The organism is Pseudomonas sp. 9AZ (genome assembly GCF_902506525.1).
Taxonomy (GTDB): domain Bacteria; phylum Pseudomonadota; class Gammaproteobacteria; order Pseudomonadales; family Pseudomonadaceae; genus Aquipseudomonas; species Aquipseudomonas peli.
Window position 1 is genome coordinate 3129202 of the sequence record NZ_LR733840.1, and the last position, 25973, is coordinate 3155174.

At 59.3% G+C, this 25973-nt stretch carries 25 protein-coding genes; 10 read left to right on the plus strand and 15 right to left on the minus strand.

The window, feature by feature from the left end; genetic code table 11:
• Positions 1-55: 55 nt before the first annotated feature.
• The 3 genes from ALTER154_RS14680 to ALTER154_RS14690 form a co-directional block, all read right to left on the minus strand.
• Positions 56-1291: an aspartate aminotransferase family protein gene (locus ALTER154_RS14680; protein ID WP_090251783.1), complete on the minus strand. Its 1236-nt coding sequence runs from the start codon at positions 1289-1291 to the stop codon at positions 56-58.
• Positions 1292-1557: 266 nt separating this feature from the next.
• Complete coding sequence (locus ALTER154_RS14685; RefSeq protein WP_160088127.1) at positions 1558-2763, minus strand: patatin-like phospholipase family protein; 1206 nt, start codon at positions 2761-2763, stop codon at positions 1558-1560.
• Positions 2764-2877: 114 nt separating this feature from the next.
• Positions 2878-3804: a lipid A biosynthesis lauroyl acyltransferase gene (locus ALTER154_RS14690; protein WP_160088129.1), complete on the minus strand. Its 927-nt coding sequence runs from the start codon at positions 3802-3804 to the stop codon at positions 2878-2880.
• 158 nt (positions 3805-3962) lie between these two features.
• Between ALTER154_RS14690 and minC the strand changes: the two genes are divergently transcribed.
• The 4 genes from minC (at position 3963) to ALTER154_RS14710 (ending at position 6538) form a co-directional block, all read left to right on the plus strand.
• A complete protein-coding gene (minC, locus tag ALTER154_RS14695; protein WP_160088131.1) occupies positions 3963-4688 on the plus strand; it encodes a septum site-determining protein MinC in 726 nt (241 codons plus the stop codon).
• A 91-nt stretch (positions 4689-4779) separates the two neighbouring features.
• Positions 4780-5595: a septum site-determining protein MinD gene (gene minD, locus ALTER154_RS14700; protein WP_090251774.1), complete on the plus strand. Its 816-nt coding sequence runs from the start codon at positions 4780-4782 to the stop codon at positions 5593-5595.
• On the plus strand, positions 5592-5846 hold the full coding sequence (gene minE, locus ALTER154_RS14705; RefSeq protein WP_025165363.1) for a cell division topological specificity factor MinE: 255 nt from the start codon (positions 5592-5594) through the stop codon (positions 5844-5846). Before minD ends, minE begins: the two co-directional genes overlap by 4 nt.
• A 56-nt stretch (positions 5847-5902) precedes the next feature.
• A complete protein-coding gene (locus ALTER154_RS14710) occupies positions 5903-6538 on the plus strand; it encodes an RluA family pseudouridine synthase (protein WP_160088133.1) in 636 nt (211 codons plus the stop codon).
• A 60-nt stretch (positions 6539-6598) separates the two neighbouring features.
• On the opposite strand, the gene ALTER154_RS14715 is transcribed toward ALTER154_RS14710, so the two are convergent.
• Positions 6599-8200, minus strand: coding sequence for an ATP-binding protein (locus ALTER154_RS14715; protein WP_160088135.1), 1602 nt, complete (start codon positions 8198-8200; stop codon positions 6599-6601).
• A 10-nt stretch (positions 8201-8210) separates the two neighbouring features.
• Complete coding sequence (locus ALTER154_RS14720) at positions 8211-8933, minus strand: response regulator (protein WP_090251766.1); 723 nt, start codon at positions 8931-8933, stop codon at positions 8211-8213.
• Positions 8934-9649: 716 nt separating this feature from the next.
• Here ALTER154_RS14720 and ALTER154_RS14725 point away from each other — a divergent pair.
• The 3 genes from ALTER154_RS14725 to ALTER154_RS14735 all read left to right on the plus strand — a co-directional run bounded on the left by ALTER154_RS14725 (position 9650) and on the right by ALTER154_RS14735 (position 15615).
• The gene (locus tag ALTER154_RS14725) at positions 9650-12556 is read left to right on the plus strand and encodes a ribonucleoside-diphosphate reductase subunit alpha (RefSeq protein WP_090251763.1); all 2907 of its coding nucleotides are present in this window, start codon (positions 9650-9652) and stop codon (positions 12554-12556) included.
• A 391-nt stretch (positions 12557-12947) separates the two neighbouring features.
• Complete coding sequence (locus ALTER154_RS14730; RefSeq protein WP_090382856.1) at positions 12948-14198, plus strand: ribonucleotide-diphosphate reductase subunit beta; 1251 nt, start codon at positions 12948-12950, stop codon at positions 14196-14198.
• A 115-nt stretch (positions 14199-14313) separates the two neighbouring features.
• Positions 14314-15615, plus strand: a complete 1302-nt coding sequence (locus ALTER154_RS14735) for a hypothetical protein (protein WP_160088137.1) — start codon at positions 14314-14316, stop codon at positions 15613-15615.
• A gap of 696 nt (positions 15616-16311) precedes the next feature.
• Here the strand turns inward: ALTER154_RS14735 and ALTER154_RS14740 are convergent.
• The 4 genes from ALTER154_RS14740 to ALTER154_RS14755 form a co-directional block, all read right to left on the minus strand.
• A complete protein-coding gene (locus ALTER154_RS14740; RefSeq protein WP_160088138.1) occupies positions 16312-16611 on the minus strand; it encodes a putative quinol monooxygenase in 300 nt (99 codons plus the stop codon).
• Between the two features lie 269 nt (positions 16612-16880).
• On the minus strand, positions 16881-17873 hold the full coding sequence (locus ALTER154_RS14745) for a GGDEF domain-containing protein (protein WP_160088140.1): 993 nt from the start codon (positions 17871-17873) through the stop codon (positions 16881-16883).
• A 70-nt stretch (positions 17874-17943) separates the two neighbouring features.
• Positions 17944-18273 (minus strand): hypothetical protein, encoded by a 330-nt coding sequence (locus tag ALTER154_RS14750; protein ID WP_160088142.1) that lies wholly within the window; start codon positions 18271-18273, stop codon positions 17944-17946.
• 165 nt (positions 18274-18438) lie between these two features.
• The gene (locus tag ALTER154_RS14755; protein ID WP_160088144.1) at positions 18439-19182 is read right to left on the minus strand and encodes a class I SAM-dependent methyltransferase; all 744 of its coding nucleotides are present in this window, start codon (positions 19180-19182) and stop codon (positions 18439-18441) included.
• Between the two features lie 200 nt (positions 19183-19382).
• On the opposite strand from ALTER154_RS14755, the gene ALTER154_RS14760 reads away from it, so the two are divergent.
• Both ALTER154_RS14760 and ALTER154_RS14765 read left to right on the plus strand, forming a co-directional pair.
• Positions 19383-20069: a GNAT family N-acetyltransferase gene (locus tag ALTER154_RS14760; protein ID WP_160088146.1), complete on the plus strand. Its 687-nt coding sequence runs from the start codon at positions 19383-19385 to the stop codon at positions 20067-20069.
• Between the two features lie 97 nt (positions 20070-20166).
• The gene (locus tag ALTER154_RS14765) at positions 20167-21519 is read left to right on the plus strand and encodes a bifunctional diguanylate cyclase/phosphodiesterase (RefSeq protein ID WP_160088148.1); all 1353 of its coding nucleotides are present in this window, start codon (positions 20167-20169) and stop codon (positions 21517-21519) included.
• A gap of 61 nt (positions 21520-21580) precedes the next feature.
• Here the strand turns inward: ALTER154_RS14765 and ALTER154_RS14770 are convergent, their stop codons facing one another.
• Entirely contained in the window at positions 21581-21886 is a 306-nt protein-coding gene (locus ALTER154_RS14770) for a putative quinol monooxygenase (protein ID WP_160088150.1), read from the minus strand.
• Positions 21887-22038: 152 nt separating this feature from the next.
• Here ALTER154_RS14770 and ALTER154_RS14775 point away from each other — a divergent pair, with 152 nt between their 5' ends.
• Positions 22039-22620, plus strand: a complete 582-nt coding sequence (locus tag ALTER154_RS14775) for an NAD(P)H-dependent oxidoreductase (RefSeq protein WP_160088152.1) — start codon at positions 22039-22041, stop codon at positions 22618-22620.
• Between the two features lie 118 nt (positions 22621-22738).
• On the opposite strand, the gene ALTER154_RS14780 is transcribed toward ALTER154_RS14775, so the two are convergent.
• The 5 genes from ALTER154_RS14780 to ALTER154_RS14800 all read right to left on the minus strand — a co-directional run bounded on the left by ALTER154_RS14780 (position 22739) and on the right by ALTER154_RS14800 (position 25839).
• Positions 22739-23590, minus strand: a complete 852-nt coding sequence (locus ALTER154_RS14780) for a CAP domain-containing protein (RefSeq protein ID WP_160088154.1) — start codon at positions 23588-23590, stop codon at positions 22739-22741.
• Positions 23591-23718: 128 nt separating this feature from the next.
• Positions 23719-24189 carry a hypothetical protein gene (locus tag ALTER154_RS14785; protein ID WP_160088156.1) on the minus strand — a complete coding sequence of 157 codons (471 nt, stop codon included), beginning with the start codon at positions 24187-24189 and terminating at the stop codon, positions 23719-23721.
• Between the two features lie 262 nt (positions 24190-24451).
• A complete protein-coding gene (locus ALTER154_RS14790) occupies positions 24452-24865 on the minus strand; it encodes an HPF/RaiA family ribosome-associated protein (protein WP_090251725.1) in 414 nt (137 codons plus the stop codon).
• Positions 24866-25037: 172 nt separating this feature from the next.
• Positions 25038-25466: a nuclear transport factor 2 family protein gene (locus ALTER154_RS14795; protein WP_160088158.1), complete on the minus strand. Its 429-nt coding sequence runs from the start codon at positions 25464-25466 to the stop codon at positions 25038-25040.
• A 28-nt stretch (positions 25467-25494) separates the two neighbouring features.
• A complete protein-coding gene (locus tag ALTER154_RS14800) occupies positions 25495-25839 on the minus strand; it encodes a YciI family protein (protein ID WP_160088160.1) in 345 nt (114 codons plus the stop codon).
• Positions 25840-25973: the final 134 nt, after the last annotated feature.

The window sequence follows — 25973 nt, forward strand, 5'->3', positions numbered from 1 at the left end:
GTGGGTCGAGCGGGCACAGCCTGATCCACCGTATAACGGCAGGCCAGGCCGGCAATCAGGCTTGGGTCAGCTTGGCCACAGCACGTTCCAAACGCGCCAGACCTTCATCGATATCGGCGTCTTCCACCACCAGGCTCGGGGCGAAACGCACCACGTCTGGGCTGGCTTGCAGCACCATCACGCCTTCCACGGCCGCAGCGTCGAGAATTGCCTTGGCCTTGCCCTTCCAGGCATCGGACAGCACCGCACCAATCAGCAGACCAAGGCCGCGTACTTCGCTGAACACGCCGTACTGCTGGCCAATCTGCTCCAGCTTGGTTTTGAAGCGCAGATGCTTGGCCTTCACGCCGTCGAGTACTTCAGGCGTATTGATGGTGTCGATCACCGCCTCGCCCACCGCACAAGCCAGCGGGTTGCCGCCGTAGGTGGTGCCGTGGGTGCCAACGGCCAAGTGTTTGGCCAGTGCTTCGGTGGTCAGCATCGCGCCAATCGGGAAACCACCGCCCAGGCTCTTGGCGCTGGAGAGGATGTCCGGAGTCACGCCGTAATGCTGGTAGGCGAACAGCGCGCCACTGCGGCCCATGCCGCTCTGCACTTCGTCAAACACCAGCAGCGCGTTGTGCTGGTCACACAGTTCACGGGCCGCTTGCAGGTAAGCCAGGTCAGCCGGCAGCACACCACCTTCGCCCTGAATCGGCTCCAGCACCACGGCGCAGGTTTTGTCCGATACAGCCGCTTTCAGCGCGTCGATATCGTTATACGGAATGTGGCTGATGCCCTGGATCTTAGGGCCGAAACCGTCGGAATACTTCGGCTGGCCGCCAACGCTGACGGTAAACAGGGTACGACCGTGGAAGCTGTTGGTCGCGGCGATGATTTCGCACTTGTCTTCGCCGAACTTATCGAACGCCACGCGACGGGCCAGCTTGAACGCGGCCTCGTTGGCTTCGGCGCCGGAGTTACAGAAGAACACGCGATCCGCGAAGGTCGCGTCGATCAGCTTCTTGGCCAGGCGCAGGGCCGGCTCGTTGGTGAACACGTTGGATACGTGCCAGAGGTTGCCGGCCTGCTCAGTGAGCGCCTTGACCAGCGCCGGATGGGCGTGGCCCAGCACGTTGACGGCAATGCCGCCGGCAAAGTCGATCAGCTCGCGACCGCTTTGATCCCATACGCGCGAACCGGCGCCACGTACTGGAATAAAGGCAGCGGGTGCGTAGTTAGGCACCATCACTTGGTCGAAATCGGCGCGTTGTACCGGGTGACGATTCACCGGGTCGTGCTGAACGGACATCTGAGCTCTCCTGACGAGGAACACCTGCATTCAATAGCAGGCGATGTGAAGGATTGTAGGGACTGATCCGGGGTCGGCATTGCCGCCATGCGACAACTTCTTATAGCGCCAACCCGAGGAAATCCGCTGCTTTCGCAAATGCGACAGAAAGCATCGGGAAGGCGCAGTTTAAATGCAGCCACCGGCCTTGGCGCGGTTTTCTCGGCCACGCGGAAAAGGAATTTGGCCGCCCAGACAGCCGGAATAAAACAAGAGTGATGGCCTGGCTAGGCGGTTACCGGAATCACTGCCGGTACCGGCGGACTGTCCAGACAGAGAAACTCGATCAAGCGGGCTTTCTGCGCCATGGCGTCCTGATAACCCAACTCGATCAGCTCATTGCAGTAACCCGGCTCAAACAACAGGTAACTCAGCACCCCGGCGCCGCTGGCCTTGGTCGCCCCTGGGCCACGCAGAAACAGGCGCAACGCCTTGGGCAACTCATGGCGATGGCGCGCGGCAATCAGGTCCAGCGGCTGGCTGGGGGAAATCACCAGCACATCCACCGGCTTGAGCCCCAGGCCACGCGGGTGATTTTCGGCGGGGATCAGCCGGCCCATCTGGTTAAGCCGCTCAAGCAGCTCGATATCGCTTTCCAGATTGTCAATAAAGGTGCTGTTGAGCATATGCCCACTGATCTGCGCCAGGCTTGGCGGCCGGTTCTGCTGTGGCCGCACCACCGGCACCGGATTCTGCGGCCCAGCCGCCGGATTGCCACTGACCCCGACCACCAGCACCCGCGTCGCCCCTAGGTGCAAGGCCGGACTGATCGGCGCGGACTGGCGCACCGCACCGTCACCGAAGTATTCGCGATTGATTTTCACCGGCGGAAATATCAGCGGAATCGAAGCGCTGGCCAGCAGGTGCTCAAGGGCCAGGCGGGTCGGCACACCGACACGCCGATGGCGGAACCAGGGGTCGATAGCGGCACGGCCTTGGTAAAAGGTCACGGCCTGGCCGGTCTCATAACCAAACGCCGTCACCGCCACCGCGCGCAGCTGCCGATGGCGAACGGCGGCGGCAATCCCACTGAAATCCAGCTCACGCCCGAGCAGATCGGCCAGCGGCGCGCTGTCGAGCAGCGCCACCGGCACCTGACCACCCAACCCGAGCATGCTGTGGCCAATAAAACGACTGGCCTGGCGCAATACGCCCGGCCAATCGCTGCGGTACACCTGATGGGTATGAAAGCCCTGCCAAACGCTGGTCAGCCGGCGCACCGCTTCAGTGAAGTGCAACGCGCCGCAGGCCAACCCCACCGCATTGATGGCACCGGCCGAAGTACCGACGATAACCGGAAAGGGATTGTGCGCGGCGTTGGGCAGCAAGTCGGCAATCGCCGACAACACGCCAACCTGATAGGCCGCCCGGGCGCCACCGCCAGAAAGGATCAGCCCGGTAACCGGCTGATTGGTTGAAGCAGTGAGCGGCATAGGCTGTTTCCTATTATTTTTCAGCCAGTATAGGAGCCACTCAGGCGCACACGGAACAACCCAACGCCAGGAAACCTCACCTCAGCGCAATAACCCGCCAATTGGATGGCGGCCCTAACGCTTCTTCTTATAGAGCTTCGGCTCGCCTTCGGGCCGCGTCTTGAAGCGTCGGTGCGCCCATAGGTACTGCTCGGGGCAGGCACTGATCGCCTGCTCGATCCACTGATTGACGCGCAGGCAGTCGGCCTCTTCGCTGTCGGTTGGGAAATCCGCCAACGGCGGATGAATCACCAGGCGATAGCCTTGGCCATCGGGCAAACGCTGCTGGGTAAAAGGAATCACCTGCGCACGGCCCATACGGGCGAACTTGCTGGTGGCGGTGACAGTGGCCGCCGGCACACCGAACAGCGGCACAAACACACTGCGCTGGGCGCCGTAATCCTGATCAGGCGCATACCAGACCACCCCGCCGGCACGCAGCAGCTTGAGCATGCCGCGCACGTCATCACGACCAATCACCCCGAGCAGGCGCTGCTCGCGGCCGCGACGCTGCACGTAGTCAAACAGCGGATTCTTGTGCGGGCGGTACATGCCGTACATGTTCTGCGCCATGCCAAGCAGGCCGCCGCCCATTTCCAGCGTGGTGAAATGCAGCGCCATCAGGATCACACCCTGCCCGCCGGCTTCGGCCTGGCGCAGATGCTCCAAGCCCTCAATAGTGCCCAAGCGACGCAGGCGCTCAGCGGGCCACCACCAAGCAATGGCCATTTCAAAAAAGGTGATGCCGGTGGAAGCAAAGTTTTCCTTTAACAGCGCCTCGCGCTCGGCGGCGGACATCTGCGGGAAGCACAGCTCCAGGTTGCGCGCGGCAATCTTGCGCCGCGAGCTGGCCAGGCGATACATCACACCGCCCAGGCAACGCCCCAGCCGCAGCAACACCGTGTAAGGCAGCTGGGCAATCAGCCACAACAGACCCAGGCCTAGCCATAGGGGCCAGAAGCGGGGATGCAGGAAATAAGCGCGAAATACAGGGCGATCCATAACACAGGTCCGAGGCACGCAATAAAGCGCGGCATTCTATCAGGAGTTTGTCCGGCGCCTGGTTTCGCGGCGCGCAACTTGCGAGCACGCGGCGTTATCGCTATAAGTCCGGCTTACTTTTCCCCCAGTTTCTTAACAAGGGCCGTATCAGGCAGACCATGAGCCAAGCTGATCTCCTCGCGCAAGACCCCGTATTCCAGCTTAAAGGCAGCATGCTGGCCATCACCGTGATGGAGCTGGCGCACAACGACCTCGCCCGCCTCGACCAGCAGCTCAGCGAAAAAGTCGCCCAAGCCCCGGCCTTCTTCAGCAACACCCCGCTGGTGCTGGCACTGGACAAGCTACCCGAAGGCGAAGGCATGCTCGACCTGGCGGAGCTGATGGCGGTCTGCCGCAAGCACGGCCTGCGCACGTTGGCCATTCGCGCCAACCGTGAGGCCGATATCGCCGCCGCCGAAGCCCTGGATTTACCCGTGCTGCCGCCCTCCGGCGCGCGTGAACGGTTGATCGATCTGGCCCCGCCAAAACCGGAAAAGCCCGCTGAACCCGAATTCAAACCAAGCAAGATCATCACCAGCCCGGTACGCGGCGGCCAACAGGTGTACGCCCAGGGCGGCGACCTGATCGTCCTCGCCCCGGTCAGCGCCGGTGCGGAACTTCTCGCCGATGGCAACATCCATGTGTACGCCCCGATGCGCGGCCGAGCACTGGCCGGGATCAAGGGCAATCTCAAGGCGCGGATTTTCTGCCAGCAGATGGGCGCCGAGCTACTGTCCATCGCCGGCCAGTACAAGGTGGCCGAAGACTTGCGCCGCGACCCGCTCTGGGGCGAAGCGGTGCATGTCAGCCTGTCGGGTGACGTGTTGAACATCACCCGCCTTTAACGGATACTGCCGCCACTTTTCAAACAGGGCAGCCGGACGCCTGAATAGGCCACGGAACCTGCGTTTTCTCTACACTTTAGGGTGAATCACCTTGGCCAAGATCCTCGTTGTTACGTCCGGCAAAGGTGGCGTCGGTAAAACCACCACCAGCGCTGCCATCGGTACCGGTCTCGCCCTGCGCGGGCACAAGACTGTCATCGTCGATTTCGACGTCGGCCTGCGTAACCTTGACCTGATCATGGGCTGCGAACGCCGCGTGGTGTACGACTTCGTCAACGTTGTGAACGGCGAAGCGACCCTCACCCAGGCCCTGATCAAAGACAAGCGCCTGGAAAATCTCTACGTGCTGGCCGCCAGCCAGACCCGTGACAAAGACGCCCTGACCCAGGAAGGCGTTGAAAAAATCATTAATGAGCTGCGCGAAAACTTTGAATATGTGGTCTGCGATTCGCCGGCCGGTATCGAAAAAGGCGCGCACCTGGCCATGTACTTCGCCGATGAAGCGATTGTCGTGACCAACCCGGAAGTCTCCTCGGTACGTGACTCCGACCGCATGCTAGGCCTGCTGGCCAGCAAATCGCGCCGCGCCGAGAAAGGCGAAGAGCCGATCAAGGAACACCTGCTGCTGACCCGCTACAACCCTGAGCGCGTGGTCAAAGGCGAAATGCTGGGCGTGGAAGACGTCGAAGAAATCCTAGCCATCCGCCTGCTCGGCGTGATCCCGGAATCGCAAGCCGTACTCAAGGCCTCGAACCAGGGCGTGCCGGTGATCCTCGATGACCAGAGCGATGCAGGCCAGGCCTACAGCGACGCGGTTGACCGCCTGCTGGGCAAGGAAGTGGCACATCGGTTCCTCGATGTGCAGAAGAAGGGATTCATGCAACGCCTGTTTGGAGGTCGTGAATGAACATTTTTGACTTCTTTCGTGAACGCAAAAAAGAAACCACCGCGTCCATTGCGAAAGAGCGTCTGCAAATCATCGTCGCCCACGAGCGCGGCCAGCGCAGCCAGCCGGACTACCTGCCGGCCCTGCAGCAAGAGCTGGTCGAGGTGATCCGCAAGTACGTGAATATCGACTCGGATCAAGTACAGGTTGCACTGGAAAACCAGGGCAGCTGTTCCATTCTGGAACTTAACATCACGCTCCCCGACCGTTGATTGGTTGAGAGCATGCAACGGCGGCCCTGGCCGCCGTTTCTATTTGTGGAAAACCCATGCCGCTGTCGAATGTCGAAATCCTCCACCATGACGCCGCCCTGCTGGTGATCAACAAGCCCACCCTGCTGCTCTCGGTGCCCGGCCGCGCCGAGGATAACCGCGATTGCCTGGTCACCCGCCTGCAGGAAAACGGTTACCCGGAAGCGCGCATCGTCCATCGCCTGGACTGGGAAACCTCGGGGATTATCGTCCTGGCGCGCGACGCCGACAGCCACCGCGAGCTGTCCCGGCAGTTCCATGACCGCGAAACCGAAAAAGCCTACACCGCCCTGTGCTGGGGCCAACCCGCACTGGACAGCGGCAGTATCGACCTTCCACTGCGCTATGACCCGCCGACCAAGCCGCGCCACGTGGTCGATCATGAACAAGGCAAACATGCCCTGACCTACTGGAAGGTGCTGGAACGCCACGCCGAACATTGCCGTGTCGAACTCACGCCCATCACCGGTCGCTCGCACCAGCTGCGCGTGCACATGCTGTCCATCGGCCACCCGCTGCTCGGTGACGGCCTGTATGCCCATGAACAAGCCCTGGCCGCTTACCCGCGCCTGTGCCTGCACGCCAGCATGCTCAGCCTGACCCACCCACAAACGGGCGAGCGCATGCGCTTCGAGTGCCCGGCACCCTTTTAAAGCTGACCCGCACTGTAGGGTGGAACGCACTCCGTCGCCTTGCTTGCACCCAGGCTGCTTTCAGCCCTGCTTGCGCGGCCAGATCAGGCTGAAACAGGCGCCACCCAGCTCTTCGCTACGACTGATCTGCGCGCGACCGCCGTGCCAGTAGGTGATCCGCCGCACGATGGACAGGCCCAGGCCATGCCCACCCGAGGCGCGGGTGCGGCTGTCGTCCAGGCGCAGGAATGGCGTAAAGATGTGTTCCCAGGCCTCTTCCGGTACGCCCGGGCCGTCATCTTCGACATCCAGGCGACAACGCTGCTGACCCACGTGGTAACTGACGCGCACCCGCGATTCGGCATGGCGCATGGCGTTGCTCACCAGGTTTTGCAGGGCGCGGTGCAGGTAGCGCAACTCGGCTTCAACCTGCGCACCGCCACCATCCAACGCATTACGCGAAGGACCGTGCTCGACCCGCACGCTGGCGCGCAGCGGCGCCAGCTCGGTGATCACCTGATCAATCAGTTCGTTCAAATCGACCGGCTGGAAGTTCAGCGCCGGCGCACCCTGCTCCAGGCGCGCATAGGTCAGCATCTCGTCGACCAGCTTGTCGAGGTCCTGGATATCGCTGTCCATGCCCTCCATATATTTACGCCGCGCCGTATCGGTTTCCGCGTCGCCGATCATCTCCAGGCCAAAGCGCAGCCGCGCCACCGGCGTGCGCAGCTCATGGGACACCGCACGGACCATTTCACGCTGAATGCTCAGGGAGCGCTGCAGGTGCTCGGCCATGGCGTTAAAAGCGGCCGCCAGACGCCCCACCGAATCACTGCCTCGGGTTGGCACACGGGCATCCAAACGGCCACTGGCAATGCGTGTAGCCGCGCCTTCCAGATCACTCAGGCGCTGCTCCAGAGGCCGCACCAGCAGGTACACCATCAGCCCGATCAGGCTCAGGCCCAGCGCGCCGATCAGCACCAGCCATTGCGCCGGATACGGGTTCATCTGATACAGCGGGCCAATTTCCAGCACCCAGGGCGTGTCGACGATGCCGGAGAACACATGAATGCTGTCACCGCCTCGGCCCAGGGCCATTACCGTGTCGCCTTCATCCACGCGGCGGCGCTGGTCAGGGTCGAGGTCGGCCTGATCGAGGCGCACCAGGCGCAGGTCAAAACCGAACTGCTTGTCCTGTTTCAACGCGGCCAGCCGTCGCGGCTGCTCATCCCAGGGGTAGCGCACCAGCTCGTCGATCAACAGAAAGCTGGTGGCACGCGCGAGCTGCTCACTGACCTGCTGCACGTCGGCAATCAACAGCAGTGGCTTCCCATCCAGCTGGCTAAATATGCGCGCCTCATGCGAGCCGGTCTGGTGTACCACCACCTGACCACGGCGCAGGCTGTTGCGCGCGCCGCTGTCCAGCCCGGCTCCCTCCAGCGCCTCGATGCGCAGTGGAATGCCGAGCAAACGACCCCACACCGTCACGGCGCGACGCCGCTCGATGTCGACCATCGGCGCGAGGTTATCGGCCATCAGGCGGAAGGTGCCCTGCGCCAGACGCTCACGGTATTGATCGACCCGCACTTCGTTAAGCAGCTGCAACGCACCGACGCCGAGCAGCGCGACGAGCACCAGCACCGCAAGCATGCCGCCATAAATGCGCAGGAAGATTGAGTTCATGCCAGCGACTTCATGTCAGTGCTTCAGCCGCTTCGGCCACAAACAGATAGCCCTTGCTGCGCACGGTCTTGATCAGCCGTGGGTGCATGGGGTCGTCGCCGATTTTCGGGCGGATGCGTGAGATGCGCACGTCGATGGAGCGGTCCTGGCCGTCGTATTCGATGCCGCGCAGGGCGTTGAAGATTTCCTCGCGCGAGAGAATCCGTCCGGCGTTGGAGGTCAATAACCACAGCAGGTCGAACTCGGCACTGGTCAATTCGATGCTCTGCTCACCCAGCCAGGCTTCACGCATGGCGCTGTCGATCACCAGCGGGCCGAACTGCAAGCGCCGGCGCTCGCTCGGCGCTTGCACCTCACTGCCTTCATGCCGACGCAGCAGCGCGCGGATACGCGCCAGCAGCACGCGCGGGCGCACCGGTTTGCAGACGTAATCATCGGCGCCCATTTCCAGGCCCAGCACCTGATCCATGTCGTCGGTACGCGCGGTCAGCATCAGGATCGGCCCGTCGTATTGCCCACGGACCTTGCGGCAGATCGACAAGCCATCTTCGCCCGGCAACATCAGGTCGAGAATCACCAGGTCAGGCTGCTCTTGCAGAATGCGCGCAGCGGCCTTCGCACCATCCATCTCGATGGCGACATTCAGGCCATTGCCCTGCAGGTACTCACGGGTCAACTCGGCCAGGCGCTGGTCGTCTTCGACAATAAGAATGTGCCACGACTGCTGCTCCACAACGGACTCCTGCCAACACGGAAACGGCCGGCATTGTATCAATGCCCCGAGCACTGCATAGCGCATGCCACATTTCTGTAAAAACACTAGATGTAGTATCACGCTGAGAGATAGACCACGTCTGGGCAACCGGCAGAAATAGGCCAATCAACACCGACGAACGGTACACCCCAGCAAGCATGCGGGCTTGCCGTCGATCGCGCGGTTTAACCCACAATTCACCCACAACTTATCCACAGGTTGTTCTTGCTCTCTCGCCTTGCAATACCCCAGATAGCGCATTATCTTGTATGCCAATCGCGCGACACCCACCACATGTTGGGTTTAGCTTGGCAACCGGATACAAGAAGAATGACTCGCACACGGCCTGATCCCAGCCCGTCACCGGTCGCCTGAAAGACCTTTGCAGTACGCCTGCTCTACCGCAGCAGGCCACCCTTCAGTGCAGCGCTTGGCGCGCCTGAAAATGAATAAAGCGGCGACCGCACACGCGGTTGCACCACTAGATGTAGTAGTTGAGGCGCCAAAAGCGCCTTGACGTGTGACTCTTGAGCCAGGAAGGCGCTTTAGTCGTACCTTCCCTGCCCAATTTGCAAGTCCCCATGTGCCCGGCCTCTGGCTGCGCCCATGGCATTGTTGAAATGGAATGAATGGCAGTAGCCACAGTGATCGACGGCAAAGCGTCTAACTAATAAATACAGAACATGGAGACTTTCATGCACACCGACACCTCCCGCGAGAACCCGCAGGCCAATGCGCCGCAGGCTAACGATGACAACCAGAGCCTGAGCGCCACCGCGCCGGGTCAACTGCGTGTGATCAAGCGTAACGGCACCGTGGTGCCCTACACCGATGACAAGATCACCGTTGCCATCACCAAGGCCTTTCTCGCTGTTGAAGGCGGCACTGCAGCCGCCTCGTCGCGTATCCATGAAACCGTGGCGCGTCTGACCGAGCAGGTCACCGCCACCTTCAAGCGCCGCATGCCGTCCGGCGGCACCATCCACATCGAAGAAATCCAGGACCAGGTCGAACTGGCCCTGATGCGTTCCGGCGAGCAGAAAGTCGCCCGCGACTACGTGATCTACCGTGAATCGCGCAGCCAGGCGCGCAAGACCGGCGCCGCCGATATTGCCGAGCCGCACCCAAGCATTCGCGTTACCCACCTCGACGGCACCGTTGCGCCGCTGGACATGGGCCGCCTCAACACCATCGTCACCGAAGCCTGCGAAGGCCTGGCGGAAGTCGACGGCGCGCTGATCCAGAAAGAAACCCTGAAGAACCTCTACGACGGCGTAGCGCAAAGCGACGTCAGCACCGCACTGGTGATGACCGCACGCACCCTGGTTGAGCGTGAGCCGAACTACAGCTACGTCACCGCGCGCCTGCTGATGGACAACATCCGCGCCGAAGGCCTGGGCTTCCTCGGTGTCGCCACCAGCGCCACCCACCACGAAATGAGCGAGCTTTACGCCAAGGCCCTGCCGGCTTACATCGCCAAGGGTATCGAGTTCGAACTGCTCAACCCGGTGCTAGCCAGCTTCGACCTGGAAAAACTCGGCAAAGCGATCAACCACGAGCGCGATCAGCAGTTCACCTACCTGGGCCTGCAGACCCTCTACGACCGCTACTTCATTCACAAGGACGGCACCCGCTTCGAACTGCCGCAAGTGTTCTTCATGCGCGTGGCCATGGGCCTGGCGATTGAAGAGAAGCAGAAAGAAGACCGCGCCATCGAGTTCTACAACCTGTTGTCGTCCTTCGACTACATGGCCTCGACGCCAACCCTGTTCAACGCCGGGACCCTGCGTCCGCAGCTGTCGTCGTGCTACCTGACCACCGTACCGGACGACCTGGGCGGCATCTACGACGCCATCCGCGACAACGCCCTGCTGTCCAAATTTGCCGGCGGTCTGGGCAACGACTGGACCCCAGTACGTGCGCTGGGTGCCTACATCAAAGGCACCAACGGCAAGTCGCAAGGCGTGGTGCCGTTCCTCAAAGTGGTCAACGACACCGCTGTTGCAGTTAACCAGGGCGGCAAGCGCAAAGGCGCGGTCTGCGCCTACCTGGAAACCTGGCACATGGACATCGAAGAGTTCATCGAGCTGCGTAAGAACACCGGTGACGACCGTCGCCGCACCCACGACATGAACACCGCCAACTGGATCCCGGACCTGTTCATGAAGCGCGTATTCGATGACGGCCAGTGGACCCTGTTTAGCCCGTCCGAAGTGCCAGACCTGCACGACCTGACCGGCAAAGCCTTCGAAGAGCGCTACGAGTACTACGAAGCCCTGACCCAGTACGGCGGCAAGATCAAACTGTTCAAGACCATCCAGGCCAAAGACCTGTGGCGCAAGATGCTCAGCATGCTGTTCGAAACCGGCCACCCATGGCTGACCTTCAAGGATCCATGCAACCTGCGCAGCCCGCAGCAGCACGTGGGCGTGGTACACAGCTCGAACCTGTGCACCGAGATCACCCTGAACACCAACGCCGACGAAATCGCCGTGTGCAACCTGGGTTCCGTGAACCTGCCGAACCACATCGTCGACGGCAAGCTGGACACCGCCAAGCTGGAAAAGACCATCAAGGTCGCCGTGCGTATGCTCGATAACGTTATCGACATCAACTACTACTCGGTACCGCAGGCGCGTAACTCCAACTTCAAGCACCGCCCAGTTGGCCTCGGCATCATGGGCTTCCAGGACGCTCTGTACCTGCAGCACATCCCGTACGGCTCCGATGCCGCCGTGGAATTTGCCGACAAGTCGATGGAAGCGGTCAGCTACTACGCCATCCAGGCCTCCTGTGACCTGGCCGACGAGCGCGGCGCCTACTCCACCTTCGAAGGTTCGCTGTGGAGCAAGGGCATCCTGCCGCTCGACTCGCAGCAGATCCTGATCGAGCAGCGCGGCCAGAAGTACATCGACGTTGACCTGACCGAGTCCCTGGACTGGGCGCCGGTACGTGCCCGTGTGCAGAAAGGCATTCGTAACTCGAACATCATGGCCATCGCACCGACCGCCACCATCGCCAACATCACCGGCGTATCGCAGTCGATCGAACCGACCTACCAGAACCTCTATGTGAAATCGAACCTCTCGGGCGAATTCACCGTGATCAACCCGTACCTGGTTCGCGACCTCAAAGCCCGCGGCCTGTGGGACTCGGTGATGATCAACGACCTCAAGTACTACGACGGTTCGGTGCAGCAGATCGAGCGCATCCCGCAAGAGCTGAAAGACCTCTACGCCACCGCGTTTGAAGTCGACACCAAGTGGATCGTCGATGCCGCCAGCCGTCGCCAGAAGTGGATCGACCAGGCGCAGTCGCTGAACCTCTACATCGCCGGTGCATCGGGCAAGAAGCTCGACGTGACCTACCGCATGGCTTGGTACCGTGGCCTGAAAACCACCTACTACCTCCGTGCCCTGGCCGCGACCAGCACTGAGAAGTCCACCATCAACACCGGTAAGCTGAACGCCGTGTCCAGTGGTGGCAGCGAAGGCCTGAGCGCAGCACCGGCCAAGGCCCCGGAAGTGGAAATGAGCGCAGGCCCAGCTCCGGTACCAAAGGCCTGTGCGATCGATGAACCAGACTGCGAAGCCTGCCAGTAAGGTGTTCGGCAACGCGCGGATCTGAGCGGCATTCGCGGCGTTACCTGCCGGAGCGGCCCCCATCACGTACATGCGTACGCTCAGGGGCTCCACTCCAGCAGGTGCCTTGCGACTACTCGCTCAGCTACACGCTTGAACGTCGAGCAAAGAGCAAAGAGCACAAGCAACACAGCTGTATCGGGAGAAGGGCCAGCAACACCGCCCTCCCCACTTATTACCAACCCTCGCCCTACCCGGCGTGGGCTTCGGGGCAACGGCCAGTCATTAGAGCCACCCCGACCAGCGGTACCCGTTTTACCCTTGCGCGCGATACGCAACGGAACATAATCAGAAATATCTGTATATCCATACAGGCCGGTTATTTCACCGGCCCGCAAGCAGGAGCCAAGCCATGCTGAGCTGGGATGAATTTGACAAGGAAGACGGCGCCGACGCCGTTGTAGCCAATAAAGCCTCTGCCCAACTGGCAGACATGAGCATCGACAAACTCGACCAGGTGGGCGGTGCTGCCGCCGTTGAAGCCCGCGCCGTAGCCGCTGACGACAGCGACGCCGTAGCTCGCGCCAAAGCCTCGCTCGACCAACTCGACATCGCCGAAGGCCTGGCCGAGCTGGAAGGCACCGCCGCACGCGTAGCCGTCGACGAAAAACGCATGATCAACTGCCGCGCCGACCTCAACCAGCTCGTACCCTTCAAGTACGACTGGGCCTGGCAGAAGTATCTGGATGGTTGCGCCAACCACTGGATGCCGCAGGAAGTGAACATGAACGCGGACATCGCGTTGTGGAAAACTCCGGACGGCCTGACCGACGACGAGCGCCGCATCGTTATGCGCAACCTCGGCTTCTTCTCCACCGCCGACAGCCTGGTTGCCAACAACCTCGCCCTGGCCGTATACCGCCTGATCACCAACCCGGAGTGCCGCCAGTACATCCTGCGCCAAACCTTCGAAGAGGCGATCCACACCCACGCCTACCAGTACTGCATCGAATCGCTGGGCATGGATGAAGGCGCGATCTTCAACATGTACCACGAGATTCCATCGGTCGCGAAGAAAGCCAGCTGGGGCCTCAAGTACACCCGCTCGATCTCCGACCCGACCTTCAACACCGGCACCGTCGAGACCGACAAAGAACTGCTGCGCAACCTGATCGCCTACTACTGCGTACTGGAAGGCATCTTCTTCTATTGCGGCTTCACCCAGATCCTCTCCATGGGTCGCCGCAACAAGATGACCGGCGTCGCCGAGCAGTTCCAGTACATCCTGCGTGACGAGTCCATGCACCTGAACTTCGGCATCGACGTGATCAACCAGATCAAGATCGAAAACCCGCACCTGTGGGATGCCCAGCTCAAAGACGAAGCCACCCAGATGATCCTCCAGGGCACCCAACTGGAAATCGAATACGCACGCGACACCATGCCGCGCGGCGTACTGGGCATGAACGCGGCGATGATGGAGGACTACCTCAAATTTATCGCCAACCGTCGTTTGACTCAGATCGGTTTGAAGGAAGAATACCCAGGTACCACTAACCCGTTCCCATGGATGTCGGAAATCATGGACCTGAAGAAGGAGAAGAACTTCTTTGAGACGCGGGTTATTGAGTATCAGACTGGTGGGGCATTGAGCTGGGATTGATTTATAGCTGCCGCTAGCCACATCACATAAAGCTGTGCCTTACATGGATGTCGGGGTGGCTAGATAGACTAAAAGCCCCGCTATATGCGGGGCTTTTTAATAGCAAGGAAAAAACATGCACGAAGCTCTAAGCGACCTCTGCGACTCCCTTGATGATCTTGCCAATGCGCTCTTGAATGCCTGGAGTGATAACAGAACGCTTAAAGATGCGCATGGTTGGCATCACCCACCATTAACCAGGCAAGACATCGCTGAAATCCCTCAATCCCTTATTAGCAAGCTTGAAAAATTTGACATCGACGAAATAAGCAAAGAAATAGAAGATAAAATCAAGCTATTCCCTAATAAAGTAGAACAACTTAAACGAGATACCATAGCTTATATATTTAATGGAAATGCTCACCAAGCGCTCCCAGCCTACATGACCACAATGAACTGGATCAACCTCGTTCTCGAACCTCTATTTTCATGGGAAAGTCTGAAAGACACAAAAGCCATGCCACATCAAATGGCAAAACGGCTCCGCACAATAAAAGCGGAAATTGATCAACTAACTCCAAACAAAGATGAAATCACCAATCAAATTCGTCTAATCCAAGACGCTACTGCCGCTGCGGAATCGCTACCAACCGACTTACAAGCATTAATAGATGCACGAGCTAAAATTGAACGACTCTCAGATGACTCTGTTAAATTCCATAGCGCAATAGAGCAGCGCAACATTGCGACGACCACCTATGAAGAAGCAATAACCAATCGAGCTAGCGCAGCTGAGAAACTTGTTACACAGTGCGAAGAAGCATACAGAATTACAACAACAAAAGGTTTAGCTGCAGGATTTGACCAAAGAGCGGGAAAGCTTGGAGCATCCATGTGGGTATGGGTAGCAGGCCTAATCATGTCCTTAGGAATAGGTGCATTTCTGGGATCAGAAAGAATATCAAGCCTCACAAAGTCATTATCTAATCCCGACCCAAGATGGGAAATAATTCTTGCGCAGGTAATTCTATCAGCGCTCAGCGTAGGGGCTCCGCTTTGGTTCGCGTGGGTTTCAACAAAACAAATCAGTCAAAGATTCCGACTAGCTGAAGATTATGCGTTCAAAGCATCGGTTGCCAAAGCATATGAAGGTTATAGAAAAGAAGCCGCTAGAATTGACGAAGCATTTGAAGCTCGACTATTTAGCTCCGCTTTGACTCGATTAGAAGAAGCACCATTAAGGCTAGTCGATACAGATCACCACAACAGCCCTTGGAGTGAGTTATTTAGTTCACCTCACTTCCAAAAAGCACTAGATACAATTCCAGAACTCCGGGATAAATTTATTTCCCTTTCAAAATCCGGATTCGAGTCACTCGCACAAGACCGCCGACATCCAAAGGTAAAAGATCAATCGACCGCATTAGACGGCGAGTAGCCTTTGATAAAACTAATCTATTCATTTCCTCCGTTGTACGCCGCTACTGGTTTCGCCCTTACGGCGAGTTACTTTCTCTTTGCACGCGCAAAGAGAAAGTAACCAAAGAGAAAGCGCGCCCGGCATCCGGGTTTCGCTTCGCTCAACTTCCCTCGCTCCGGTGCTGTTCCGAGGGTCGTCACGGTGGGCCATCCCTGGCCCATCGTTCCTCGTTTGGCATCCATGCCAAACGCCCCTCTCCACAGCACCTCCACTCGGCCTCCTGACGGGATTCAGGGACCGCGTTGTTTGGGCTATTTGTGGACGGCAGAGCGAAAGGCAAAAGCAGAAGCAGAAGCAAGAGCATCGCGGGCAGCCCGCTCCTACGGTTTGTTCTGCGTTTTCGCAAACGACGCCAAAGGCCCCATCAGAAGGCCGAGTGGAATCGTTGCGGAAGGGAGCGAGCCGCATGGATGCGGCGAGAGGCGTAAAGGGCCAGGGACGGCCCTTGTACGCCGGCCCCTGAAGCAATGATGGAACGAGGGAAGTCGAGCGCAGCGAGACCCGGATGCAAGGGGCAAGACTTTTTGCTTACTTTTGGGGCGTCTGCCAAAAGTGAGCCGCCGTAAGGGCGGAACCGTTCGACCAGACAACATATAAGCGGCGTCTGAACACAACTTGGGCCGTTTAAAAACGACAACGGCCCATCGCTAACACTCAGTTCGAAACCTGCTCCAAGAAAATCAGCTGCAATGGCTCACTGAGCAAATCATCAGCCGTGGCAGCAAACCGCTGAAAATACGGCGTCGCAAAATGCGCATCCAGCGCCGCCTGGTCCTTGAACGCTTCACGCATATAGAACGTGCCCGGCTCATCCCGTCGCTCAAACAACACGTAATCCAGGTTGCCCGGCTCGGCCCGCGTCGGTTCGATCAGGGTCAGCAAGCCGGCTTTAAGCGCCTCTTCTTTACCGGGTTTGGCTTTGAGTACTGCAAGGGATACCAGTGGTTTGTTCATGTTGTTGGCTCTTTCAGGGGGTTGGCTTGCACATCCGGCGACGGCAGTGAACATCAGCGCACACAGCCAATAACCTAAGTGCTTGATCGGAGGTTTCATTGTTATCACTCGCTGTGGACTGGGCTTATCCTTGTCGATCCAGCCACGAAGAAACACCGACAAACTGCGCTAACACTTTCTTCAGCGGATTGAAAATGACGCGCCTTGAATCACCATTACCTTGTTAGATCGTTCCCATGCTCCGCGTGGGAATGATCATCAAAACCGCGCTAACCGATTACAGCAGAATCGTCACTGAACACCGCGCAGTCACGGCCACGCGCCTTGGCTGAATAAAGCGCTTCATCCGCACGTTTCAGCCATGTATCAGCAGTCATTCCCGGCAGCCAAGGTGCCACGCCAAATGACACCGTTACTTCCTTACCATCGGGCGTTTTCAGGTTGTTTTTGATGGCCTCTCTAAGGTTGTTGATACAGGCCTGTTGCTGCTGAAGGCTGACCTCAGGAATGAGCAGGACAAACTCCTCGCCGCCGAACCGGTAAAACCGATCATATTTGCGGATATTGGCCATAGTAATGGCGGAAAAATCCCTCAACACTTGATCGCCAACAGCATGACCGTAATTATCATTCACCCCCTTAAAGTGATCGATATCCACAATAGCCAATAACTGTTGAGTGCCATTACGTTGCGCACTGGATAATGCCGCCGCCATATCTGAACGCAACGACCGTCGGTTAAAGGCACCCGTCAAAGGATCAATAGTATTCAGGGTTTCCAGCAGATTGAACTGCTTCAAACTATGACTGGCATACACGTAGGCACTCATTGACAACATCATGCTCGTGATAATAAAAGAATTCAGCGAGACAATATTAAACACATCCGCCAGGGCCACCACCACTGCACCGGCGACTGCATTTATAAACAGAGCTTCAACAGGCCTTACGAGGATAAACGTGCTGGCGCAAACGGGGTAAACCCACAAAACACCATCCACCCCATTATTAATAGCAACGGTCACTGCGCCGGCATTAATAAATACGGCAGCTATCGCACTGACAATTCGAATTTTTTTGAAATAATACGCGCAAGCCACAATGCTTATGAGACCCACAATCAGCAGCATATCAACGACCATTGCGAGGAAGTTACCTTCCTGATATCGGATAACCACAAAGGGCGAAACACCCAACACAGCAACTGCACCGAGTAACGCCAACATCGAAAGCTGATATTTTTGCTGCAGTTGATTGATCATAATCCACTCAAAAATAAAAACGGCTAATACTGAAATCTAAAAACACTCAACCACGTTGAAAAACTCGGCATCAGGTTACTAATTTCTCACCGGCCATGAGCCCTGGCTTACTTACGCCAAACAGCCCCCAGCTGCAGCCGCATTGACCGTCCCGCTTTACAGCTTTGCAAAATTTGAATATTGCACACGGCGTCAAGCAACCGCCAAAACCTGAAATATCAGAATTTTCTCGGTAACCGATTGATAGCGAAAAACACTGGAGGGAAACGCTGAAATTATCTTCTGAACGAAGCGCTTCTGCTGAGGGGGCTTTCAGACATAAGGGCAAACGCTGGATCAGCCGTGCCCGCCCCCTCTTCGGCAGGTGCAGGGCTTCATGCCCAATGTTCTGCAGTTCCATGGCAAAGCCTCTCGCTTATCTAGCGGCAAATCTTGGCACGGATGGCTAGCAGGTGCCATGGCTCGGTGCTTGCGCTTTACAAGCGGCTACCTAGCAAACACGCATCGCAAAACGCTATCGGCATCGCCCAGGCCAAGCAATGCGCCCCACGTGCGACTCAACGCGCTAAATCTTCACGCAGGCAAACAACGCATTTCCAGACGCCCCATCCCACGGGATGAGCTTCTGGTAATCATGCTCTAGCACGTGCACCTCAAAGTACGGCTGCAACAGCGCCTGTAACTGCACAAAGCTCACCGCAACCATCGGGTGTTCGTCGTGCCACACCTCGGTTTGCCCTGCCGTCGACTTCTCAATGCGCAAGCGCAGCGCCTGCTGCTCACCCTCGCCGGCATAGCTCCAGCCAGAGCTAAAGATGAACTGGCTGTCGTCATGCTGGGCGTTGTGCGCCGCAAACAGGCTGTTATCGATCTTGCCTTTATCAACTGCGTTAAAGCAGAACAAGCCATTGGCATCGAGCGCGGCATGCACGCTGGCGATGCAGGCTTGCAGCCGCGCAAGCGTGCCGCTGTAGTGGATGGAATAGAGAAAGCAGGTGATCAGGTCCTGCGGCTCAGTCACGCTGAAACTGCACATGTCCTGCAAGGCGAAGTGCGCCTGCGGGCAGCGAATGGCGGCCTTATCCAACATCGGCTGATTGATATCGAGCCCGCTGCTGCTGTAACCGGCATCGAGAAAATGGCGCACATGCGGCCCTGTCCCGCAGGCCACATCCAGATGGCGGACGCCGGCATTGCCAAACAACTGCTGCAGCCGTTGAATGCAGTGGCTTTGCCCCTGGTAGTCGATATCGGCGCACATCAGGTCGTAGTAATCGGACAGATCACTATAAAGAGCATTAACGGACATAGTGACCTGATGACTGACGCGCGGATTTTGAGGGTGGCGCATCATATAGCAAGCCTGCACCCTGGGACGTTATCGATGCAGCGCGGCAGCGGATTATTCAGGCCGTCGTCACGCCTGGCGTAGGAACCATCCACTGCTGAGGGCGTTACAATGCCGCCCACGCTAACGCCCAATCGCGCCCGCCCGGAGCCTTATAGACGATGTTCACCCTTGTACACCTGGACACCCCACCGCCCGAGTCGCTGAAAAGCCAGGTTTTGCAGATGGTGGTGGACTACCTCAGTGACATCAGCCCGGTGTCGCTAACGCCCAGCAACCCGCTGTATCAGCTGTACCAGTACGTGATCGGCTACGAAATGCACCTGTACTTGCAGGCCATGGACAGCACCCTCAACAGCCGCGCGCAGTTGCTGCTGGCGCTTGATGACGCGGACCCGTCCCAGGTACTCGGTTTTGCGCTCTACCTGCCCGCCCAGGATGATCCCGAGGCCTGCACCCTGGCCTACATGGCGGTGCAGGCTAACCAGCGTCGTCGCGGGATTGCCCGCGCCCTGCTGCAGCAGATGGTCGCCCAGTACCCGCACGCTGAACTGGCCTGCGTCGCCAGCAAGGTTTCAACCTTCGAGGCCATGGGTTTTCAGGTGCTGGCCGCGCAGGGACCACAGGTGCTGATGAACACCCGCAGCCAGCGTTCGAACGGTTTGGTGGCGGTGCAGGACCTGGCGCCGATCTTCCGCTCCACCGAAGTCCAGCAGATCCACGCCTACCTGGTGAAACAACACGGCAAGCGCGCCATGAGCGATGCCGAGAAGCAGCGCGACCGCCTGCTCGACCAGATGGCCCAGCACGCGCAAGCGCTGGTACGCGAGCGATTGACCGTACATTGATTAAGCGCAGCAGGCCTGGGCAGGCACAGACCAACCGCGTGCGGAGAGCTACCATAGCGTTAGCGAACCGCGCAAACAGGGCAGTATATTCACGGCCATGACGTCAAACCCGCACCTGCCTCACGACAAACTACTGGATCTGCTGCTGGACGTTGTCTGCGTAGTGGATGTAGAGGGCCGCTTTCTGTCCGTCAGCGCGGCCAGCGAACGGGTTTTTGGCTACCGCCCCGAAGAAATGGTTGGCCGCACCGCCTTTGAACTGATGCACCCGGACGACCGCGCGGCTACCCGCGCGCTGGTCAAGCAGATCAATTCGGGCCAGCCCTCGCACGACCACGAGAACCGCTACATCCACAAAGACGGCCATATCGTGCACATCATGTGGTCTGCCCAGTGGCTGGAGGCCGAGCAAGTGCGCGTTGGTGTGGCGCGTGATATCACCCAACGCAAGCGGGCCGAGGCGGTGCAGGCGGCGTTGTATGCGGTCTCGGAGGCGGCCCACGCGGCGGGTGATCTGCACATGCTCTACGGCCGCGTGCATGAGGTGATGGCGCAGCTGCTGCCCGCCCGGCATTTCTGCGTGGCGTTGTATGACGCAGCGAGTGATCAGCTGAGCCTGACCTATCAGGTCGAGCAATGCGCCACGCCCACGGCCACCAGCCGCTTTTGTGCTGAGGTGATCCGCACCGGCAACGCACTGCTGTTGACGCCGGAAACCGCCAACCAATGGCTTGCCCAGCATGAACCCGAGGCCGCGCCGCGCGCGCTGGACTGGCTGGGCGTGCCGCTGATCTCCGGCACCCAGACCATCGGCGCACTGGTGCTGCAGAACCACAGCGCCAAGGAGCGCTACACCGAACAGGACCAGGCGCTGCTGCAGTTTGTCTCCAGTCAGGTGGCGACGGCGATTGAGCGCAAACGCACACAGTCGCGCCTGGAGTTTCTCGCCCAGTACGACCAGCTGACTGAACTCTCCAACCGTACGCTGTTTCTCGACCGACTGCGCAGCGCCTTGCAGCGCGCCAAACGCGACACGTTGCAGCTGGCGGTGCTCTACCTCGACATGGACAACTTCAAGCAGATCAACGACAGCTTCGGCCACAGCACCGGCGATCTGTTGCTGCAGGAAGTGGCGCGGCGTTTACGCCAGTGCGTGCGCGAGTCCGACACGGTGGGCCGCCTGGGCGGCGACGAGTTTGCGGTGATTCTGGACAACATCGGCCGGCAGGAGGATGCGACCCTGGTGGCCGAGAAGATTATTACCGCCCTCAGCGCGCCCTACCTGCTGGATGGGCATCGCTTGCTCAGCGCGCCAAGCCTGGGCATCGCGGTGTACCCCGAACACTGCCAGAACGAATTGCAGCTGGTGCAGTTCGCGGATGAAGCCATGTACGTGGCCAAACGCAGTGGCGGCAAACGTTATGTCGTGGTGGAGAAGCCGCAGACATAGTGCTTGGCGGTTCTCGCACAGGAGAGTCGCCCCTTCACTAATGCCATACAGACGCGCGCCGTCAGCCTGCCGGGCTAAGCATCTCGATCTCACGAATCTCGAAATCACTGCGCAGGTATTCCATGCGCCGCTCATGAAACTCACGCATATGCGGCAAGGCGCTGTGAGTGGCCAAGTGCGCCCGTGACTGCCAGACCTCATAGAAGATAAACAGCGTCGGGTCCTGTTGGTCACGCAGCATGTGGTAAGCGATGCAGCCAGGCTCCGCGCGACTGGGTGCAACATACGCACGGAACAGCGCCTCGAACTCGGCGGCTTTTTCCGGGCGGGTATGGGCATGCAGGATAAATCCGTAGTGATCAGCCATCGTGGGCTCCTGGCAGGGTGGGTTTAGTTACCCTACAACAACCAAACTCGGCGTATTCATGCGTTTTAGTCACATGTCATTTGCCCGCCAACGGCTGTTTTCACTCGCCTGCACGCCCTAGCATGCGGCCATCATTTACCGAGGCTCATGCCATGAAGAAGATTCTGCTGCTCAACGGCGGTAAACAGTTCGCCCACTCCGACGGCCGCTACAACGCCACCCTGCACGACACCGCGCTGGCCTTTCTCGACCACGCAGGTTTCGACCTCAAGCACACCCACATCGACAGCGGTTACGACATCGCTGAGGAAGTGCAGAAGTTTCTCTGGGCCGACGTGATCATTTATCAAATGCCGGGCTGGTGGATGGGCGCGCCCTGGACGGTGAAAAAGTACATTGATGAGGTGTTTACCGAAGGCCACGGCAGCCTCTATGCCAGCGACGGCCGCACCCGCTCGGACGCCTCGCAGAAATACGGCAGCGGCGGCCTGATCCAGGGTAAGCAGTACATGCTGTCACTGACCTGGAACGCCCCGCAGCAGGCCTTCGATGACCCGAGCGACTTCTTTGAAGGCAAAGGCGTGGACGCCGTCTACTTCCCATTCCATAAGGCCAACCAGTTCCTCGGCATGAGCGCCCTGCCGACCTTCCTCTGCGTCGACGTGATGAAGCGCCCGGCCATCGAAACAGATATCGCCCGCTACGAGCAGCATCTGGCGCGGGTACTGGGCTGATTACGCAGGTGACCTGGCGCAAGGTGAACAGCGTGTTCACCTTGCTGAGTCAGAACGCATGGCGCGTTAGGCAACGCGGGTCCGCACACGACCGGCTGTCTGGGCACGCTCGGCGGCGTTACGGCGCGCCAAACAGCGCCGTCCAGTAGATCCCGGCATCGCTTTTCGGGTCGTTGGCGTAGGCCGCGCCCAATTCGCTGAACTGCGGGTTCATCAGGTTGGCGCAGTGCCCCGGGCTGGCCAGCCAGCCGGCGATCACTTTGCTGGCGGTATCAAGCCCGGCAGCGATGTTCTCGCCGACACGTTGGCCGCTGTAACCCGCCAGCTCCGCACGATCGCCGGGGGTGCGGCCATCAGGGTCTTGGTGGTCAAAGAAGTTGCCGTTGGCCATGGCGCGGCTGTGAGCTTCAGCGGTACTGCCCAGGGTGGCATTCCAGGTCAGCGGCGCAGCGGCGGCAAAGGGTTGATTACCGCACTGACGCGCGGTGCTGCGCGCACTGTTGAGCTGCTCAAGCAGCTTCTGCCCTTCCGCCTGCCAGTCGCCCAGGCGTGCGGTGAGCAGCGGTCGGGCCAGCAGAATGCGCCACTCGCGGCCCTGCTGATTGACGCCGATATCGACAAACTGCGGGTCCAGCACAATCGTGCAGAAGCTCTCCCGCAGCACGTTCAGCGCCGCCGCCGCGTCACGCGGGCCGGACAGGCTGATGGCCTGCACGTTGACCATCGGGTAGCCGGCGGCGCTCATCGCTTGCTGCAGATCCCCCGCGCGTCCTACCGGTTGCACCAAGCGTGGATCTGCCGTCAGCGGCGGCAGCTCGGCAGAAACCTGCTCGCCACACCGCTGCACTTCGCTGCGGTAGCTGTTGATCAGCCCAACCAGTTGCGCGTCCTCGGCGGCTTGTGCACCCGCAGCGCACAGCAGCGCCAACCCCGGGGCGACGATCGCCCGAATAAAACTCTTGCTAGCCATAATCCCCCTCGACCTGAACAGGCTCACTGGCATGTCCATCAATGTGTTCGGGTGATCTTGGCGCACCTCGCGCGCTGAAACCAGCCCAACGGGCTGGACGCCCGACGGCAATATCAACGGCTGAATGCTTAGACGTAAATACTGACGCCGCCCCTGGCCTGCAGCCAATCACGGTAGGTGGTCAACGACTCTGTCTGTTTGTCGCCGTTGTAACCCACAAAGCTGTCGGTCTTGTCCAGGCCGGCGTCGACCAGCTTGTTGATTTGCGCCAGCAGTTTGGCCGCATCGTCACGGTCCAGTTCAGCGACATCCGGCAAGGCAATTTTCGACGTATCGCTGGCCTGCTCGGTTACCGGGCGGAAGCGATCACTGGCAATCGCGTTACTGGCACCGCTGCTTTCAGCGTTCATCGCGCGCAACAATCCGCCGCGGCTGTTGGCCACCATGCCGCTGGCAAAGCGGCGAATTTCCGCAAGCGGGTCAGTGGCCGCAGCGGGTTTGTCCTTGCTGTTGGCACTGGCCGCAGCGCCATCCGTCGTGGGTTTGGCGGTGTTGGCAAAGTAGCTCGCCAGAGGCGAGTTGTTGGAAATACTGGTCATGGCGAATCCCTGCATAGGTCAGCTGGCAGGCATTTCTGCAGAATATGGGCCAACCACCTACACGCCAGTAAAACCGGGCTTTCTGCGCACTAAGCCTTGAACGAAGAGGAAACGCTTTGCCGCCTCAGGCAGGCTGTTGCCGCTGGCAGGCAGCGCACCACTTAGTGAGGCCCTGAAACGACAGCGCCCCCGCAGAAACCTGCGGGGGCGCGTGTGATGGGTTGATGGGCAGCCAGTCTGGCCGGTTGCCCGTGATGTTTACCTAGACAGCGCGCAGACGTTCCTCGGCAAGGAAGTCCTCTTCCAGCAATGCGTCCTGACCGGGAATATCGTTCGCCTCATCGGCGTGCAGTGGCGTGACGCGCTTGCTGCGCAGTTTGCCGAATTGATGCTCAAGGGCGTGGTGCAGTTTTTCGATGGAGCCGTCGATGGCCTGTTCCAGTGACTCGGCCTTGTGGGTGACGGAAATAGGTTGCAGGCCTTTTGGCCGTGCTTCGATCTGGCAGCGTTTGTCGTGCGCGCCGGCTTTGGCGCCGTTGTCGTCATGCAGGTGGACAACGATGCGGGTCAACTCGTCATCGAAGCGCTCCAGTTTGCTGGAAACACTGGCACTCACCCACTCAACCAGACGAGCACTGCCTTCGATGTGGTTATCGCTGTGAACTTGGATTTGCATAAAGCTTTCCTTCTTCAACTGTTCGCGAAAGCGTCGCCAAGCAAGGCGACAACTCCAGCCTACGCCACTAAGCCCCCCTGTAGGCAACCCCTAAGACGTTGGTCGCAGCCACAAATGTGCAATATTCATGCTGTAGAAGTGCTCAAACCCTTGCCCCTCGTGAGTTACAAGACTAGGGCTGCAAATCAAACAAAATTTTTCCGCTTTCCATGTCGCCCGGCATGGAGAAATGCTCGTGGGCGATCAACCATTGCCCTCCCAGCAGGCGGAAACACTGGCTGACGCGCATCCAGCTACTGTGCAATACGCCCTGGTCATCGGTTCCGCCGCAGTGGAACAGGTAGTGCACCATGGCCAGCTCGCCACTGAGCAAAAAACTCGGCTGATGAATCTCGAACAAGCCCGGGCCGGGGCACGTTTCCATGCAGGCCTGCCAGTGCGCCTGATAGGTCTCACGGCCAACAAAGCGCAGCGGGCCAATGGCATCGTAGGCCACCACATCCTCGGCGTAATGGCGCATGATCTGGCTGACATCCTTGCTGCGGCAGGCGGTGGCCCAGGAGTCCAATTGCTGTTGAATCTGTGCTTGAGTGCTGCTCATTTCTACGCTCCTTGCTCTCGTGGTGGGGTCAAACCTGCAGCTCGCGCACCGGGCGGACTTCCACACAACCGACGCGCGCCGCCGGAATATGCCCGGCCAGCTGGATGGCTTCGCTCAGGTCGCGGGCCTCGACCAGATAGAAACCGGCCAGTTGCTCTTTGGTTTCGGCAAACGGCCCGTCGGTGATCGACCGCTTGCCGCCGCGCATGCGCACCGTGGTGGCTGTCTGCACCGATTCCAGCGCTTCGGCGGCGAGCATGCGGCCGCTCTGCGCCACCGACTCGGCGTAGGCGAAACATTCCTCGTAACGCGTGCTGTCAGGCGAGTGATGCAGCGCATGCTCGTTGCTGTAGACCAAGCACGGGAATTTCATGGCGTTCTCCGGGGATGCGGCGCGGTTACTGACTAATCGATTGGCGCGACGCTGAATCGACAGCGCCGTCCAAAATATTTTCAGGCCTGGCCAACGGTAGCCAAGCTGCGCTTATCCGCCAGGCGGATATCGGC

Excerpts from the sequence above, each read along its gene's own strand:
- ALTER154_RS14680 (WP_090251783.1), bottom strand. The coding sequence starts at position 1,291 with ATGTCCGTTCAGCACGACCCGGTGAATCGTCACCCGGTACAACGCGCC.
- ALTER154_RS14685 (WP_160088127.1), bottom strand. The coding sequence starts at position 2,763 with ATGCCGCTCACTGCTTCAACCAATCAGCCGGTTACCGGGCTGATCCTT.
- ALTER154_RS14690 (WP_160088129.1), bottom strand. The coding sequence starts at position 3,804 with ATGGATCGCCCTGTATTTCGCGCTTATTTCCTGCATCCCCGCTTCTGG.
- minC (WP_160088131.1), top strand. The coding sequence starts at position 3,963 with ATGAGCCAAGCTGATCTCCTCGCGCAAGACCCCGTATTCCAGCTTAAA.
- minE (WP_025165363.1), top strand. The coding sequence starts at position 5,592 with ATGAACATTTTTGACTTCTTTCGTGAACGCAAAAAAGAAACCACCGCG.
- ALTER154_RS14710 (WP_160088133.1), top strand. The coding sequence starts at position 5,903 with ATGCCGCTGTCGAATGTCGAAATCCTCCACCATGACGCCGCCCTGCTG.
- ALTER154_RS14715 (WP_160088135.1), bottom strand. The coding sequence starts at position 8,200 with ATGAACTCAATCTTCCTGCGCATTTATGGCGGCATGCTTGCGGTGCTG.
- ALTER154_RS14725 (WP_090251763.1), top strand. The coding sequence starts at position 9,650 with ATGCACACCGACACCTCCCGCGAGAACCCGCAGGCCAATGCGCCGCAG.
- ALTER154_RS14730 (WP_090382856.1), top strand. The coding sequence starts at position 12,948 with ATGCTGAGCTGGGATGAATTTGACAAGGAAGACGGCGCCGACGCCGTT.
- ALTER154_RS14735 (WP_160088137.1), top strand. The coding sequence starts at position 14,314 with ATGCACGAAGCTCTAAGCGACCTCTGCGACTCCCTTGATGATCTTGCC.
- ALTER154_RS14740 (WP_160088138.1), bottom strand. The coding sequence starts at position 16,611 with ATGAACAAACCACTGGTATCCCTTGCAGTACTCAAAGCCAAACCCGGT.
- ALTER154_RS14745 (WP_160088140.1), bottom strand. The coding sequence starts at position 17,873 with ATGATCAATCAACTGCAGCAAAAATATCAGCTTTCGATGTTGGCGTTA.
- ALTER154_RS14750 (WP_160088142.1), bottom strand. The coding sequence starts at position 18,273 with ATGGAACTGCAGAACATTGGGCATGAAGCCCTGCACCTGCCGAAGAGG.
- ALTER154_RS14755 (WP_160088144.1), bottom strand. The coding sequence starts at position 19,182 with ATGTCCGTTAATGCTCTTTATAGTGATCTGTCCGATTACTACGACCTG.
- ALTER154_RS14760 (WP_160088146.1), top strand. The coding sequence starts at position 19,383 with ATGTTCACCCTTGTACACCTGGACACCCCACCGCCCGAGTCGCTGAAA.
- ALTER154_RS14765 (WP_160088148.1), top strand. The coding sequence starts at position 20,167 with ATGACGTCAAACCCGCACCTGCCTCACGACAAACTACTGGATCTGCTG.
- ALTER154_RS14770 (WP_160088150.1), bottom strand. The coding sequence starts at position 21,886 with ATGGCTGATCACTACGGATTTATCCTGCATGCCCATACCCGCCCGGAA.
- ALTER154_RS14775 (WP_160088152.1), top strand. The coding sequence starts at position 22,039 with ATGAAGAAGATTCTGCTGCTCAACGGCGGTAAACAGTTCGCCCACTCC.
- ALTER154_RS14780 (WP_160088154.1), bottom strand. The coding sequence starts at position 23,590 with ATGGCTAGCAAGAGTTTTATTCGGGCGATCGTCGCCCCGGGGTTGGCG.
- ALTER154_RS14785 (WP_160088156.1), bottom strand. The coding sequence starts at position 24,189 with ATGACCAGTATTTCCAACAACTCGCCTCTGGCGAGCTACTTTGCCAAC.
- ALTER154_RS14790 (WP_090251725.1), bottom strand. The coding sequence starts at position 24,865 with ATGCAAATCCAAGTTCACAGCGATAACCACATCGAAGGCAGTGCTCGT.
- ALTER154_RS14795 (WP_160088158.1), bottom strand. The coding sequence starts at position 25,466 with ATGAGCAGCACTCAAGCACAGATTCAACAGCAATTGGACTCCTGGGCC.
- ALTER154_RS14800 (WP_160088160.1), bottom strand. The coding sequence starts at position 25,839 with ATGAAATTCCCGTGCTTGGTCTACAGCAACGAGCATGCGCTGCATCAC.